This is a genomic window from Qipengyuania benthica (assembly GCF_030717865.1).
GTDB lineage: Bacteria > Pseudomonadota > Alphaproteobacteria > Sphingomonadales > Sphingomonadaceae > Qipengyuania > Qipengyuania benthica.
In genome coordinates this window covers 585,596-600,675 of sequence record NZ_JAVAIL010000002.1, presented here as the reverse complement: position 1 = coordinate 600,675, position 15,080 = coordinate 585,596, and the positions used below count along the sequence as shown (strand labels likewise).

Below are 15,080 nucleotides of genomic sequence, written 5' to 3'. Positions count from 1 at the left end.
TGTTGCCGGAGGTCGACGCGCCCCATGAAGATTCAAGCCGCGCGCTTCAGCTCCGCTGCGGATGGCGGAGCGTCGAGGAAGTCGCGCAGGCAGGCTACGGACTGGCAGGCATGCGTCAACAAGAACAGGTGACCGCCCCCCTCGAATACCTCCAGCCGCGAGTTCGGGATCGCTGTGGCCAGAATGTTGCCGTTGATCGGCGGCACTATGGTGTCGTCCGCCCCCATCATGATCAGCACCTCCTTGTTCAGGAGAGGCAGCGCCGGGAGGTTGGTCCACCCCGCGATCGCGAAGAGTTGATAGGCGTAACCGACGGGGGAAGGCGGCTTGAGCCTCCCGATATGGTCCGCCTCGATGCCTTCGCGTCGGGCCATCCCGCCATAGAGCGACATGAAGAGCTCGTTCAAAAACCTTGGATCGGCGTACCGGCTCGGATCGATCAGTTGGCCAAGGGAGGCGGGATCGCCCGGCACCATCGGCATGCCTGCCGTGGTCGCGGCCAGCACGAGGCGGCGGGTGCGCCCGGGATGCTGGAGCGCGAATTGCTGCGCGATTGCGCCGCCCCAGCTGATTCCCATCACATCGACCTGGTCCAGCCCGAGCCGGTCCAGGATTTGCGCGGCGGTCCAGCTGATGGTCGCAGGGTTGTAGGGTATTGCGGGATCCGGGCTCTCGCCGGTGCCCGGCATGTCGAACATCACGAACCCGCGCTCGGTCAGCCGCTCGGCCAGCGGGGAGAGTACCTCGATATTGGCACCGATGCCGTTGAAGAACAGGATCGGCGGGTGATCGGATGGCTCGCCCAGCCGCCAATGCGCAACGCGCAGGATGCGACCGCCGGCCCGGACCATTTCGATGGTGGCGGTCATGGTATTCGACGCAAATCGGGTCACGCGGTCATCCTGGGTTGCTTGTCGAGCTGCCCCATCGGCCAATCAGCCGCGCGCGGCAATCATGCTGGCGACATCGACGAATTTTTCGCGCGGCGCGCCCTCGCGCGCGGCGGCGATCTCCGCCTGCTCGATCTTCTTCCAGTCGTTGAATGTGACCACGTCGATCCCGCGCGCTTCGGCCAGTTCGTCGAAGCCCTCACGACCGCGCCTACCTTCGCCGGCGCCGATCTCCTCCGCCACCAGATCGATCACCGCATACCCATCGGGCCGATTGGTTCCGATGGTGCCCGAGGGACCGCGCTTGGCCCAGCCGACACAGTAGAGTCCCGGCCCGATCCGGCCATCTTCGTTTGAGAAGTGGCCGGCGCGCTCGTCATAGGGCACCTTGGGGATGGGCGCGGTGCGATAGCCGATACAGCTCACCACCAGATGGGCCGGCAGTTCGTAAGTCTCGCCGGTGCCGACCGGGCGCCCTCCCAACACCGCGGTGCGCTCGACCCTGACGGCGCGGACCTTCCCGTCTTCGCCCAGCAAGGCCTGCGGACTGCAATAGAAGTCGAAGTCGATGCTGACCGGCTTACCGGCGCGATCGCGGTCCGGGATTGCCGCGAAGCTGCGCAGAAGGGCGACCGATTTGCGCAGACCCGGGTCGAGCATGGCGTCTTCGTCGATCGGCGGCAGATCGGCCGGATCGACGCGGGGGCTGGCGCGTTCGAGCTGCGCCAGTTCGCCAAGTTCCTTGGGTGTCATGAGGATATTGTGCGGACCGCGACGGCCCAGGATGGTGATGGTCTCTATTCGGCTCGCAGTCAGCGCGTCGAGCGCGTGCGCGACGATGTCGGAAGCGGCGAATTCGCGCTCGGTCTTGGCGAGAATCCGTGCCACGTCGAGCGCGACGTTGCCCATCCCGATGACGACGGCATGGCGACCGGAGAGATCGGGATCGAGCCCTGCAAACTGGGGATGGCCGTTGTACCAGCCTACGAAGCCCGCGCTGCCAAAGACGTTATCGAGATTTTCTCCGTCGAGGCCGAGCGAGCGATCCTCGGGCGCGCCCGTGGCCAGAATGACGGCATCGTAAAGCGCCTGCAATTCGGCCACGGAGATATGGTCGCCGACAGCGACATTGCCGACGAAGCGGACATGGTCGGTCAGCGCGGTTTTTTCGTAGCGGCGCGCGACGCCTTTGATCGACTGATGATCGGGCGCGACCCCGGTGCGGATGAGGCCGAAAGGCACCGGCAGACGGTCGAAAATATCGATCCGAGCCTCGTCGTCCCAGCGCTTCTGGGCCGCTTCCGCCGTGTAATAGCCTGCGGGTCCGGAACCGATGATCGCAATATGACGCATGTTCGAAACTCCGGACGCGAGCATGGCGGGAGTGTCGGGCGCTGGCAAGCGCAAGCGCGAGCCGCGGGTGGTTATCCATTCGTCAAGAATTCCCGGCTAGGCCCATGCGTGACAACAACGGTTCGCGACCGGCAGCATGCAAATCAGGAGGCCTTGGCACATGGCCATGGGCGGTTTTTTCTCGCGCGTATCGCGCAATGCAGGAGCGAACGACGGGGCGGGTTCGATGCGGCAGGCCGTTCCCCTCGGGGACGACGAGGCCGCGCGCCGGCTCGAATTGCTCGATACCTTTGAAAAGGCCGGGCTCGGCTGGTTCTGGGCAACCGACGCCGATGGCCGTCTGACCTATCTGACGCATTCGGCCTGCGAAGCGCATGGCTGGGCGCCCGAGGACATCCTCGGTACGCCGTTGACCGAACTGTTCACCACCGATTCCGATGGCACCGAGGAGCGCGAGGGGCGTCCCCTCGCTTTCCTGCTCGGCGCGCGCAATTCCATCTCCGAACTGCCGGTGTCGGTAACCCGGGCAAGGGATACCACGTTCTGGGAGATCGCCGGCAAGCCGCAACACGATGATTCCGGCGAATTCACCGGTTACCGCGGCAGTGCCAAGAACATCACCTCCAGTCGCGAAAAGCAGCGCGATGCCGAGCGCATGGCGCAATTCGATTCGCTGACGGGTCTGTCCAACCGTCGCCGTATGGAGATGCGGCTCGACAAGACGCTTAAGTCCTATCGCAATTCCAAGCAGTGCTGCGCACTGATGATGCTCGATCTCGACCGCTTCAAGCAGGTCAACGATACGCTGGGCCACCCTGCGGGCGACGAATTGCTCAAGCAGTTCGCGGCGCGGTTGCAGCAGATGGTCGGCCACATGGGCGATATCGGCCGCGTCGGGGGCGACGAGTTCCAGATCATGCTGCCCAATATCGACGATCGCGGCGTGCTGGGGGATCTGAGCAGTCAGCTGATCCAGATGCTCTCGCAGCCCTATTCGATCAACGGCTTGCGCGCGATCGTCGGTGCTTCGATCGGCGTGGCGATCGCGCCTTATGACGGTCTCGATTCCGAGGAGATCGTCAAGGCCGCCGATCTCGCGCTCTACAGCGCGAAGGGCAGCGGACGCGGCAAATACCGGTTCTACTCGAGCGATCTGAAGGACGGAGCCAATCATCGCCGCCAGGTCGAGGAGGACCTGCGGGACGCACTCGTCAAGAACGAGATGGCGATGCATTACCAGCCGATCATCGACGTTTCCACCAACGAGGTCTCGTGCTTCGAGGCGCTGATGCGCTGGGAGCATCCGGACAAAGGCTTCATTCCACCGGCCGAGTTCATTCCGGTCGCCGAAGAAATCAACGAGATCAAGGCGCTGGGCGACTGGGCGCTGGAGCGGGCCTGCCGAGACGCCGCGGCCTGGCCGGTGCCGCTGCGCGTCGCGGTCAATGTCTCGGCGATCCAGTTCGTCCACGACGATTTTTCCGGCATCGTCGAGCGGGTGCTCAAATCGACCGGTCTCGACCCCAACCGGCTCGAGCTGGAAATCACCGAATCGGTGTTTCTGGGCGATACCGGTCGCACCCAGCGCATGTTCGAGGAGCTCAAGGCGATCGGCGTCAGGCTGGCGCTCGACGATTTCGGCACCGGCTATTCTTCCCTGAGCTATCTGCGCACCGCGCCCTTCGACAAGATCAAGATCGACCAGAGCTTCGTGCGCGGAGCGACCGAGTCGGGCAACAACAACCGTGCCATCATGAGCGCGATCGTCGGCCTCGCCGAAGCGCTCGACATGCAGACCGTGGCCGAAGGGGTCGAGACCAAGGACGAACTCGAACTGGTCAAGGAACGCGGCGCGAGCCATGTCCAGGGCTACATCTTCTCCGCTGCCCTGCCCAATGACGATGTGATGGCGCTGCTCCAGACCGGCTCGCTAGAATACGAAGCACGTGGCCCCGAGAAATATCGCGCGGATCGTCGTACCGTGTTCCGCCGCATCGGCGTGATCATCGAGGATTACCGTTATCGCGCGGTGATGCGCAATCTGTCGAAGACCGGCGCCATGATCGAAGGTCTGGCGGATGTCCCGGTCGGGACCGCTTGCGTGCTCGATCTGGGCGGCGGGCAATTGGCTGTAGGCACGGTGCGGCGCTCGCGCGGGGCGGTCCAGGGGATCGAGTTCGAACACCCGTTGATCAGCGACGGCGCCGAAGGCTGGTGCACGCGCCACCGCGTTTCGCCTTACGAGATCGAGGCAGCGGGCCGACCGCTTACCGCGCTGCCGCAGGATGCCTACACCATGCTGTTCGGCGATCAGCAGGCGAGCGACCCGGGGGGGCGGAAGTTCGCCGAGGTCGAAGTCGGTCCTCCGCGCGCGGCAACCGGGACCCGTCAGGCGGCTTGATCCGAGGGCGCGCATTCCTTCCCAATCTGTCGCTTGGCGCGCGGTGCCGGCGCGGCTATGCGCGGGGGCGATGACCGACCTTTCCAAGATCCGCAATTTTTCCATCATCGCGCATATCGATCATGGCAAGTCCACGCTCGCCGACCGGCTGATCCAGCATTGCGGCGGGCTGACCCTGCGCGAGATGAGCGAGCAAGTCCTTGATAACATGGACATCGAGCGCGAGCGCGGGATCACCATCAAGGCCCAGACCGTCAACCTTCGCTACACCGCCGAGGATGGCGAGACCTACCACCTCAACCTCATGGACACGCCCGGCCATGTCGACTTCGCCTATGAGGTCTCCCGCTCCCTCGCCGCCTGCGAGGGCGCGCTGCTGGTGGTCGACGCCGCGCAAGGGGTCGAGGCGCAGACGCTTGCCAACGTCTACCAGTCGATCGAGCACGACCACGAGATCGTCCCCGTGATCAACAAGATCGATCTCCCCGCCGCCGACCCCGACAAGGTCAAGGCCGAGATCGAGGACATCATCGGCCTCCCCGCCGACGACGCGGTGCTCACCAGCGCCAAATCCGGCATCGGCATCGCCGAGGTGCTGGAAGCCGTGGTCAAGCGCATCCCGCCCCCCGTGGGCGACCGCGAGGCACCGCTCAAGGCCATGCTGGTCGACTCCTGGTACGACCCCTATCTCGGCGTGGTCATCCTCGTCCGGGTGATCGACGGCGTGCTCAAGAAGGGCCAGGGCGTGCGCTTCATGCAGGGCGGCACGCAGCATCTGATCGACCGCGTCGGCGCCTTCACCCCCAAGCGCGTCGAGCTCCCCGAGCTGGGCCCGGGCGAAATCGGCTTCATCACCGCGCAGATCAAGGAGGTCGAGCAGGCCCGCGTCGGCGACACCATCACCACGGTCAAGGGCGGCGCGACCAAGGCGCTGGCGGGCTACAAGGAAGTCCAGCCGGTGGTGTTCTGCGGGCTGTTCCCGGTCGACGCCGCCGAGTTCGAGAAGCTGCGCGAGAGCATCGGCAAGCTGCGGCTCAACGACGCCAGCTTCTCCTACGAGATGGAAAGCTCCGCCGCGCTGGGCTTCGGCTTCCGCTGCGGGTTCCTCGGCCTGCTGCATCTGGAAATCATCCAGGAACGGCTGACCCGCGAATACGATCTCGACCTCATCACCACCGCGCCCTCGGTGGTCTATCGCATCGCATTGGGGCACACCAAGAACGAGGACGCCAAGGTCATCGAGCTGCACAATCCGGCCGATTACCCCGACCCCAGCCGGATCGAGATGATCGAGGAGCCGTGGATCAAGGCGGTGATCTACACCCCCGACGACTATCTCGGCTCGATCCTCAAGCTGTGCCAGGACCGCCGCGGGATCCAGACCGATCTCACCTATGTCGCCGGCCGCGCGCAGGTGACCTACGAGCTGCCGCTCAACGAGGTGGTGTTCGACTTCTACGATCGCCTGAAAAGCATCAGCCGCGGCTACGCCAGCTTCGACTACGAGCAGATCGGGCTGCGCGAGGGCGATCTCGTCAAGATGAGCATCCTCGTCAACAACGAGCCGGTCGACGCGCTCAGCCTGATCGTCCACCGCGCGGTCGCCGAGGAGCGCGGCCGCGGCATGTGCGAGCGGCTCAAGGACCTGATCCCGCGCCACCTGTTCAAGATCCCGATCCAGGCCGCGATCGGCGGCAAGGTGATCGCCCGCGAAACCATCGCCGCGCTGCGCAAGGACGTGACCGCCAAATGCTACGGCGGCGACATCAGCCGCAAGAAGAAGCTGCTCGACAAGCAGAAGAAGGGCAAGGCGCGGATGCGCGAGTATGGGAACGTGAGCATTCCGCAGGAGGCGTTCATTGCCGCGCTGCGGATGGGGGAGGAGTAGGTTTCCTCATCAGCGCAGAATGAGGGCAATGTGGGAGGATCAGAAAACAGTCCGGGGGACTGTTTTCCCGACCACACCGATGCGTGAGTATGGCAATGTGTCGATCCCGCAGGAGGCGCTTATTGCGGCGCTGCGGATGGGGAGGAGTAGGATGTTACTTAGCGAGAGGCTGCCAGTCGACTAATGGACGAAAGCGCTGACTACAATTCTGAGCTTCAGGCCGCTCTGGCGGGTGGCGACCTGCTAGCGTATTTGACAAACGTGTCATTTCGCGCAGCTGAAAACGTAGCTTCTGCACTAGTCCGACTCATGCAAGGTAAAGAAACTGAGCTATACTCCCAAATCAACGCTAAAACACTCTCCGACTTGACCCGAGAAAAGTCGCGCAGCGTTGAGCAAGTTTTGGCCGAAGTGTTGCCCAAGCTTGATGGTGAGCTTTCAGAGTTGCTTGGAATTAGCCATGCGTTGATAGATTTGTGCGAACAGCCGGGATCGGAACACAGTGCTATTTCGATGTTCGAGAAATGGCTGGAGTCTCACGCTTCGAAGAGCGAAGAAGCCCTCAGCGCTTTGGAGTCTGACACCCGTGATAGCCCACTCCTGCTAAGCACTTTACTGGCATTTGCCAAAGTGAACGCTGGCGAAGCGGTGAGCCGAGCTGTTGCGATCTGCGATGACCAGCGTCCTGTCATGCGCCGCCACGCCGTAATGGCACTCGGTTATATGGAGCTATGCGGCGAACACCTACAATCGGCTAATGACTTTCTCGTGGAGCGCTCTGGCCCCGAAACTATGGAACTTGATCGCGCGAACGCGATAAGCGCTATTCATCGCCGTTTGCAGGGCATCGAAGACCAAAAAGACAAACCCCCGCAATTGTTCGAGGCTCTGCAGTCAGCGTGCAACAACCCGTCGCCTGCGGTCGTTAACGAGATTGTCCGTGGGTTGATACTCGAAAAAATCAAGCATCCACCCTCACTCAAAGCGAGCATCTTCGACCTAATGTCCGATGTTCGGGCGGATCAGCCACAGACCATCGATTTGATCGATATGGTACTCTATGGGCTTGATCTTGATGCTGAGCGTGACTTGGTGTTGCGCGTTGTAAGTGGGATGCTGACCAATGGCCCGAAGGCCATTGGGATCGATGCACTTGATTCAACGAAGCACAAGTTAGCAGCGGAACCTCCGAGCGTTCTTGGTTGGTATATCGTTGAGCTGTTGCTTGATGGACGCCAACCTTTGGGCGAGGCGGCGTCGAGAATTTTCCCTCCGCTTGATGTAAAGCTCTATGCCTTCGATCTAGCCCCGCACAACCTTTCACAGAATGAAGTCTTCTATCTCGTTCGGAAGGTCTATGCGTATTTGATGCTTGATCGTGGTCCAGCGGTCTCCTTGCTCGCGGCGTGCCTCAAATTCCTTTCAGGAGAGGTGCTCAAGGCAATGGAAGGCGAGATTGCGTCATTCTGGCTTGAGAATTACCCCGGCGACATCGCCATGTTCGAGAGGGTGCTCGACACGTCACCGGAATTGAAGCCATCAGTGAAGCGGCTCAAGAAGGCGAAAGATGCATACCTGAAAGGCCTGTCTGATGGCCGAGGCAATGATGCCTTCAAGCCTTCACCGCCTGAGCGTCAAGCCCAATGGGATCGTAGGCGCAAAGAGCAGCATGAGATAGCGAAGCAAGCGCACAAATCGTCGGTCTTCCTATCGTTCATCCACACCAAAACGATGCTCTATGGGCGCGGTGCGGTTTCTTATATCTACGGGACCGGGGCGGATGAGCCGACCAGGCATGAAATGCTTTACCAATCGCACGAAACTTCGACACCTATTCCCCGAATGGATTTGCACTGCCCGGAAAGGCTTGCCTATTTGCGGTTGCGCTTTCGAATGGAGGAACGGCCCAAATGAAGGCACTCCTCAAACAATACCTAACATCGCTCAAGGAACGCGATGAACTGGATGTCATATTGCCAGACATTCTGAGTGAAGTCGGCTTCAACGTGATTTCTCGCCCCAAGAGAGGAACGAAGCAATATGGCGTCGATGTTGCCGCTATCGGCACATGGCCAAAGACTGGTGGCAAAGCGCTTTACCTGCTTTCAATTAAATCGGGCGATCTGAAGCGCACAGATTGGGATGTAGGCCAGCAAGCGCTCCGCCCATCACTCAACGAAATACTCGATTACTATATCCCGAAGCACATTCCGAAACGCTATCAGGACCTCCCGGTCGTTATCGCCATGTGTTTTGGCGGCGATATCCATGAGGATATTCGTCCGACGGTCGATAGCTTTGTCGATAAGCATACTGTTGCTCAGCAGATCGAGTTCGAGGAATGGAATGGAGATCACCTTGCGGACCTGATCGCAACGGGGCTCTTGCGTGAGAAAATATTCCCGAAGGAAGTCCAATCGAACTTCCGCAAGGCGGTTGCATTCGTTGATGAACCTCAAGTTTGCCTGACGCATTTCTACGGCGTCCTTGCCGGTCTTGCTTCTCAGGACTTCAAAACAAAGGCCGCCCGCCTAACGGCTGTACGCCAGATTTACCTCGCAGCGTGGACTATTTTTGTTTGGTGTCGCGACGTGAAGAACCTGGAAGCAGCCTACCTTTGCAGTGAGCTAGCGGTGCTTTGGACATGGCATTTCACGCGCGACCAGTTTGAGAAACAGTCAAAGGTCGCAACGGAGTTAGAGAGCGCGGTCAACAAGATCATTCAGCTCCAGCGGAGTATCGGCGGGGCTTACCTCGAAGAGCACGTTTATCCTCTAACCGAGGCCAGAGATGCCCTTGCATCATCGGTTCCATCTTCTTCGGCGCTGGATGTAAATCTGAAGCTCTTCGATGCGATGGGAAGGGTGGCGCTACACGGATTCTGGATATTGTTGACGCGAAATCGGCTTCCAGACGATACTGCTGATGAGGTTCTTCAGCAGTTCAGCGCGGAGATAGAGCGTGTCGAGCGAACGCTTATCAATATGGTTGAGAAAAACCCAGTCTATTTCACGCCGGTCAAAGATGACCACGCTATCGAAATCATGATGGCATGCCTGTTTCTTGCCCATCAGGATCGTCACGATTTCATTCATAAGTGGGTTGAGCAGATCACATACGCGACTATCATGGCCTATCGGCGTGGCGGGTATTATCCTTGCACTTTGCAGGAATACACCGACTTAGCGGAGCACCCGCAGCCTTCTGACGAATACCGAAAAGAAGTAACCGCCGGTTCGATCCTCTATCCTACCCTCGCGATCTGGTTGGCGATTGTTCGTCACGAGCAAGCCCTCAGCGACCTCGCTGATTTCAGTGCTAACAATATGGAGCATTGCACGTTTCAGCTTTGGCTTCCAGACTCCGCGACCGAAGAACACCTGTACCGGAACTCCGCGCGGCATGGCGTTGGCCTTGATGGCTTCGATCTCGAAAATGGGTCTGAGAAGGTTATTGAGTTGATCGACAAAGAGATCCAGGCGAGTCGAGCATTCTACGAGCTGTCAGCATCACGAACTAACCTTTGGCCGATCATTATGATGGCATGCCGACAGTACCGTCTTCCATTGCCGCCGCATTTTTGGACTCTGGCTCCCGTTGAATAAAAGGAGGGCGGCCTGCCATCTGCGCGTGAGTGGGTTTCCGAGGACGGAACTCGTATCTCCGGCTCAGACCGCCACCCGCCGTTCCGCGATTGCTGGGGCAATCGCTCCATGCGTCGCATGACATCGAACGGGTTTAGCTACCGCCGACCCGCCGGCCGGGTTGCGCGATGCGCTGCGCGCACCCGCTTCTAGCGCGTCGTTTGCGGCGCAAACTTTGGCGCTAAGCGCCTTCGCTCACTCCCACCCCTCATCCTTGAGCCCATGTCGGCGCGGGCCGGGCTCTTGCTCGGGCTCCTCCTCCTTTTCTCCCCAGCCGGGCGGGGGGAGGCGGATCGCTTCGGACTCGCCGGCGGCCGCGCGCGCGGCGGCGCCGTGGTAGTCGGGGTGCTCGGGGTCGTGCCACGGGTCGTAGCCCGCAGCGCGGTCCTCTTCCATGATCCTATTGTGCTCGTCGAGCGCGGCGCGGGCGCGCGGGCTCATCCGCCGCATCCGGTTGGTGTGCATAGTGTCGATCCAGGCGTCGATCCGCTCGTAGCTTTCCTGCTCCTCCTCGGTGTCGCGCAGCGCGCGCTCGGCTTCCCAGGTCTCGCGCCATTCCCTGTGCCACTGCTTCTTGAGCCGCGCGAGTTCCATCCGGTCGAGCGCGCTCAGCCCCCTGGCGCGGCCCTCGCTGAAGCGCTGGGGCGCGCGGTTGCGCAGGAGGAACATCAGCAGGCGGTCGTTGTGGACCGTGCGGGAGCCGACGAGCTTGCCGTAGGAATAGACCGGGACCTCGACCCCGTGGAGCGCGCGCTCCATCGCGACGTCCTCGATCCGCTGGATGCCGAGATCGAGCGCGGCAGCCCAAGCGGCGCGGAACTCGCCTGCCTCCGGGTGGCGGCGCAGCAGATAGGCGCCGTGATCGGCGCGCCCGACCGCGCGGCAGGCGCTCGACACGCTGCCGGTGTCGGCCAGCGCCTCGATGAAGGCGCATTGCACCGCGGGGGTCCAGCCGTTGGAGCGCTGCTTGAGCCGCGGGACGGGGGCGAAGGCGGGGAGCGTGCCGCGCGGGGAGTGCGGGGCGAGCGGGGCGGGGGTTTCTGGCGAGTCGGGGGCGGGCGGGGGCGAGTCGGGGGCGGTCATCCACGAGGATGAAGCAGATTTGGGGCGTGTAGGAAAATGCGGGGTTTTTTGTTTTTCGCACGCCCATCCGGGCGCGCGGTGTCCTCGGCCCTGGCGGGCCTGCGGGCGGCCGGTCGGCCTTGCGGACCCTTGCGGGTCCGTGCTCCGCCACCAGGCCGATGGCTTGTGCTGGGACGACGCCGCAGGCGTCGCAAGGGCGACCGCCCACCCGAGCCTATGCGAGGACAAGCCTAAGGGGCCGGATGGCCCCGCCGGCGCCTGAGGCTAGACAAAAAACAAACCCGTCACGGACGGGTTTGCCCGTCCCCATGCACCAGATATTTGAAGCTGGTGAGCTGTTCGAGCCCGACGGGCCCGCGGGCGTGCATCTTGCCCGTCGCGATGCCGATCTCGGCACCCATGCCGAATTCGCCGCCGTCGGAGAACTGGGTCGAGGCGTTGTGCATCACCACCGCGCTGTCGATCGCGGTCATGAAGCGGCGCGCGGCCTCGGCATCCTCGGTGAGGATCGCGTCGGTGTGGTGCGAGCTGTGCTGATCGACCCAGGCGATGCCCTCGGCGAGGCCATCGACGATCTTCACGCTGGCGATCGGGCCGAGATATTCGGTGTCCCAGTCCTCCTCGCTGGCGCGGGTGAGGCGCGAGTCGATCGCGACCGCCTCGTCGTCGCCGCGCAATTCGCATTCGCCCACCATGACGTCGGCGAGCAGCGGGATGACCTGCTTGGCCACCGCGCGGTCGACCACCACGCTCTCGGTCGCGCCGCACACGCCGGTGCGGCGCAGCTTGGCGTTGCGGATGATCGCGACCGCCTTGTCCACGTCGGCGGCTTCGTGGACATAGCTGTGGCAATTGCCGTCGAGGTGGAGCAGCGTGGGAACGCTGGCCTGGTCGCGGACCAGCTCGACCAGCCCGCGCCCGCCGCGCGGGATCACCAGATCGACGAATTCATCGGCCTGGAGCAGCGCGGCGACCGCGGCGCGGTCGGTGGTCTGGACGGTCTGCACCGCATCGGCGGGCAGCCCCGCGGCCTTCAGCCCGGCCTGCATGCAGGCGACGATCTCGCGGGTCGAATGCCGGCTCTCGCTACCCCCGCGCAGGATCACCGCATTGCCCGATTTGAGGCACAGCGCGCTGGCATCGGCGCCGACATTGGGGCGCGATTCGTAGATCATCCCGATCACCCCGATCGGCACCGCGACGCGCTCGATCTTCAAACCGTTGGGGCGGTCGAACTGCGCGAGCTGGCGGCCGACCGGGTCGGGCAGCTCGGCGATCTGCTCGAGCGCGGATGCCATGCCCTCGACTCGGTCCTCGGTCAGCTCGAGCCGGTCGATGAAGCTCGCGTCCTTCTTGCCCGCGACGCTGGCGACGTCCTTGGAGTTGGCCTCGAGCAAAGCGGGCATCGCCGCGCGCAGCGCCTTGGCGGCCTCGGTCAGCGCGGTGTTCTTGGCCTCGGTGCTGGCGGTGAGCAGCTGGCGCGCGGCGGCGCGGGCGCGGCTGCCGAGCTCGTGGATATGGAGCTGCGGGTCGAGTGTCTGGTCGTTCATCGGTTGTGTCCTTGCTTAAGGAGGAGGGAAGGGGACGGGAGCGGGCTGGTCAGCGCAGCTCCACCGCCCGGTCGTAAGCTGCGGCGAGCGTGTCGCGCAGCCTTGCGGAGATCAGCCCGTCGCCATTGAGCGCGTCGAGCCCGGCGGCGGTGGTGCCGCCCTTGCTGGTGACCGAATTGCGCAGGGTTTCCAGATCCGCCGCGCCATGCGCCTCGGCCATGGCGACCGCGCCGCCCATCGTGCCCAGCACCATCGCGCGCGCCTCGTCCTCGGAGAAGCCCATCTCGACCGCCGCTGCGACATAGGCGCGCGTGATCTCGAAGACGTAACCGGGGCCCGAGCCCGCGACAGCGGTCACCCGGTCGAGCTTGTCCTCGCCATCGACCGTCACGGTGGCACCCGTGCGGCGCATCATCGCTTCGGCATGGGTCAGCGGCGCAGCCTCGGCGCCATCTGCGGCGTAGAGCCCGCTCACCCCGCGCCCGACCGCGGCGGGCAGGTTGGGCATGACCCGCACCACCGGCGCGCCGCCCATCGCCCGCGCGATCCGGGCGGCGGAGGTGCCTGCCGCGATCGACAGGACATAGCCGCCCGGCGCGAGGTGATCGCGGTAGGGCGGAATTAGATCGTCGATCATCTGCGGCTTGATCGCGACCACGACGACATCGAAGCGCTCGTCCTCCAGCGCGTCGCGATCGGCAAGCAGCCGCGCGCCATCGGGTGCCTGTTCGAGGCCGGGGTCGACGATGGTGAAGTCCTCGTCGCCCGTCATCCAGTGGTCGAGCAAGGCACCGCCCATCTTACCACAACCGATCATGAGTACTCTTGAAAAAGTGATAAGTCGCTCCTTGCGATTAGGGGCCATTAAGTGAATATTTACTGCCGAGCGTAAAGCTCTATAAAGAAGATAATGTGCCTTCGCCCGCCCCGACAATTCAAAGTGCGCGGAGGGTGAAGAGTTTTCAACCTAGCGGGTTGTGCGCTGCACCATCGCTATCTATGTGGAAACCTCATTGCTTTCAACCCGGTGGATTTTGTCGTGACGACCCAACGCAGCGTAGTCGTAAAGATCGGTTCGGCCTTGCTGGCCAACCAGGACCTGCTCACCCCGCGGTTCGGCTTCCTCCAGCGCCTGCTCGAGGACGTGAACCGGCTGCGCGCGGATGGCTGCAACGTCATCATCTGCTCCTCGGGCTCGGTGGCGCTGGGGCTTCGTCTCGTGGGGGAAACGCCCGAAAGCGCGGGAGTATCCGACAAGCAGGCGGCGGCGGCCTGCGGGATGCCGCTGCTGCTCAACGCCTATCGCCAGGTCGGCCACGAATACGGTTTCGAGATCGCGCAGGTCCTGCTGACGCTGGGCGATTTCGAGGATCACCGCCGCTTCCTCAACACCCGCAACACCGTCCATCGGCTGCTGAAAGCCGGGGTGGTGCCGATCGTCAACGAGAACGACACCATCACAACCGAACAGATCCGGGTCGGCGACAACGACCGGCTGGCGGCCAAGGTGGCGCAGATGATCGGCGCCAAGGATCTGATCATCCTGACAGGCGTCGACGGGCTCTACGATCGCAATCCCGACGATCCCGACGCGGTCTTCATCCCCGAGGTCGAGGACGTGTCGCAATATATGGATGCGACCAAGGGCAAGAGCTCGCTGGGCACCGGCGGGATGGAGACCAAGCTGCTGGCCGCGAACATGGCGCAGGAAGCGGGCTGCACCACCTGGATCGCGCAAGGGGAGGTCGATCGTCCGCTGAGCACCGTGCTGAGCGGCGAGCGCCGCTCCACCAAGGTCCTGCCGCATCCCAATCCGCTGTCGGGCTGGGACAGCTGGATCGCCAACCGCTTGCAGATGGCGGGCAGCCTGTCGGTCAGCAAGGGCGTCGCCAAGGCGCTGGCCAGCGGCGAGCGGCCGATCTGCCGCGAGGACGTGGTCTCGATGGATGGCGATTTCGCGCGCGGCGACGTGCTCCACATCTACGACGGCACCGGGATCGAGCGCGCGCGGGGCCTGAGCGATTTCTCTTCCGAGGAATTGCGCGTGCTGATCAACAATCCCGATACCGAAGCGGAGCAATTGCTGGGCTATCGCACCAAGGGCGAGATCATCCGCAGCTCCAATCTGGTGATGCTGGAAAACCGCCATCTGCTGTGGGATGCGCCCGAAGGGGTGAACTGAGCCGGCGCTTGCCTGCGCTTGCGCCGCCGAAATGCAGCTTCCGTGCATTAAGCGCCGCCGGGTCCATACCTTCACTTGGCGTTCAGCGC

Annotated in this window: 10 protein-coding genes; 5 read left to right on the top strand and 5 right to left on the bottom strand. The window is 62.9% G+C overall.

All coding sequences use genetic code 11. From position 1 onward, the window contains the following. Positions 1–32: 32 nt before the first annotated feature. Both Q9K01_RS08130 and Q9K01_RS08125 read right to left on the bottom strand, forming a co-directional pair. Positions 33–893, bottom strand: coding sequence for an alpha/beta fold hydrolase (locus tag Q9K01_RS08130; protein WP_340324264.1), 861 nt, complete (start codon positions 891–893; stop codon positions 33–35). Between the two features lie 42 nt (positions 894–935). Further along, positions 936–2,243 (bottom strand): FAD-dependent oxidoreductase, encoded by a 1,308-nt coding sequence (locus tag Q9K01_RS08125; RefSeq protein ID WP_305929707.1) that lies wholly within the window; start codon positions 2,241–2,243, stop codon positions 936–938. Positions 2,244–2,403: 160 nt separating this feature from the next. Between Q9K01_RS08125 and Q9K01_RS08120 the strand changes: the two genes are divergently transcribed. The 4 genes from Q9K01_RS08120 (at position 2,404) to Q9K01_RS08105 (ending at position 10,137) form a co-directional block, all read left to right on the top strand. After that, positions 2,404–4,644, top strand: coding sequence for a putative bifunctional diguanylate cyclase/phosphodiesterase (locus Q9K01_RS08120; protein WP_305929706.1), 2,241 nt, complete (start codon positions 2,404–2,406; stop codon positions 4,642–4,644). Between the two features lie 70 nt (positions 4,645–4,714). Next, the gene (gene lepA, locus Q9K01_RS08115) at positions 4,715–6,532 is read left to right on the top strand and encodes a translation elongation factor 4 (protein WP_305929705.1); all 1,818 of its coding nucleotides are present in this window, start codon (positions 4,715–4,717) and stop codon (positions 6,530–6,532) included. A 183-nt stretch (positions 6,533–6,715) separates the two neighbouring features. After that, a complete protein-coding gene (locus tag Q9K01_RS08110) occupies positions 6,716–8,446 on the top strand; it encodes a hypothetical protein (protein ID WP_305929704.1) in 1,731 nt (576 codons plus the stop codon). Next, the gene (locus Q9K01_RS08105) at positions 8,443–10,137 is read left to right on the top strand and encodes a hypothetical protein (protein WP_305929703.1); all 1,695 of its coding nucleotides are present in this window, start codon (positions 8,443–8,445) and stop codon (positions 10,135–10,137) included. The genes Q9K01_RS08110 and Q9K01_RS08105 overlap by 4 nt, the downstream gene beginning before the upstream one ends. 234 nt (positions 10,138–10,371) lie before the next feature. On the opposite strand, the gene Q9K01_RS08100 is transcribed toward Q9K01_RS08105, so the two are convergent. From Q9K01_RS08100 to Q9K01_RS08090, 3 genes are all read right to left on the bottom strand, one after another. After that, complete coding sequence (locus Q9K01_RS08100) at positions 10,372–11,259, bottom strand: hypothetical protein (protein ID WP_305929702.1); 888 nt, start codon at positions 11,257–11,259, stop codon at positions 10,372–10,374. Between the two features lie 284 nt (positions 11,260–11,543). Continuing rightward, the gene (locus Q9K01_RS08095; protein ID WP_305929701.1) at positions 11,544–12,809 is read right to left on the bottom strand and encodes a glutamate-5-semialdehyde dehydrogenase; all 1,266 of its coding nucleotides are present in this window, start codon (positions 12,807–12,809) and stop codon (positions 11,544–11,546) included. 49 nt (positions 12,810–12,858) lie between these two features. Then, the gene (locus Q9K01_RS08090) at positions 12,859–13,626 is read right to left on the bottom strand and encodes a pyrroline-5-carboxylate reductase family protein (RefSeq protein WP_305929700.1); all 768 of its coding nucleotides are present in this window, start codon (positions 13,624–13,626) and stop codon (positions 12,859–12,861) included. Positions 13,627–13,848: 222 nt separating this feature from the next. On the opposite strand from Q9K01_RS08090, the gene proB reads away from it, so the two are divergent. Further along, positions 13,849–14,991 carry a glutamate 5-kinase gene (proB, locus tag Q9K01_RS08085; RefSeq protein ID WP_305929699.1) on the top strand — a complete coding sequence of 381 codons (1,143 nt, stop codon included), beginning with the start codon at positions 13,849–13,851 and terminating at the stop codon, positions 14,989–14,991. The last annotated feature ends 89 nt before the right edge of the window (positions 14,992–15,080 follow it).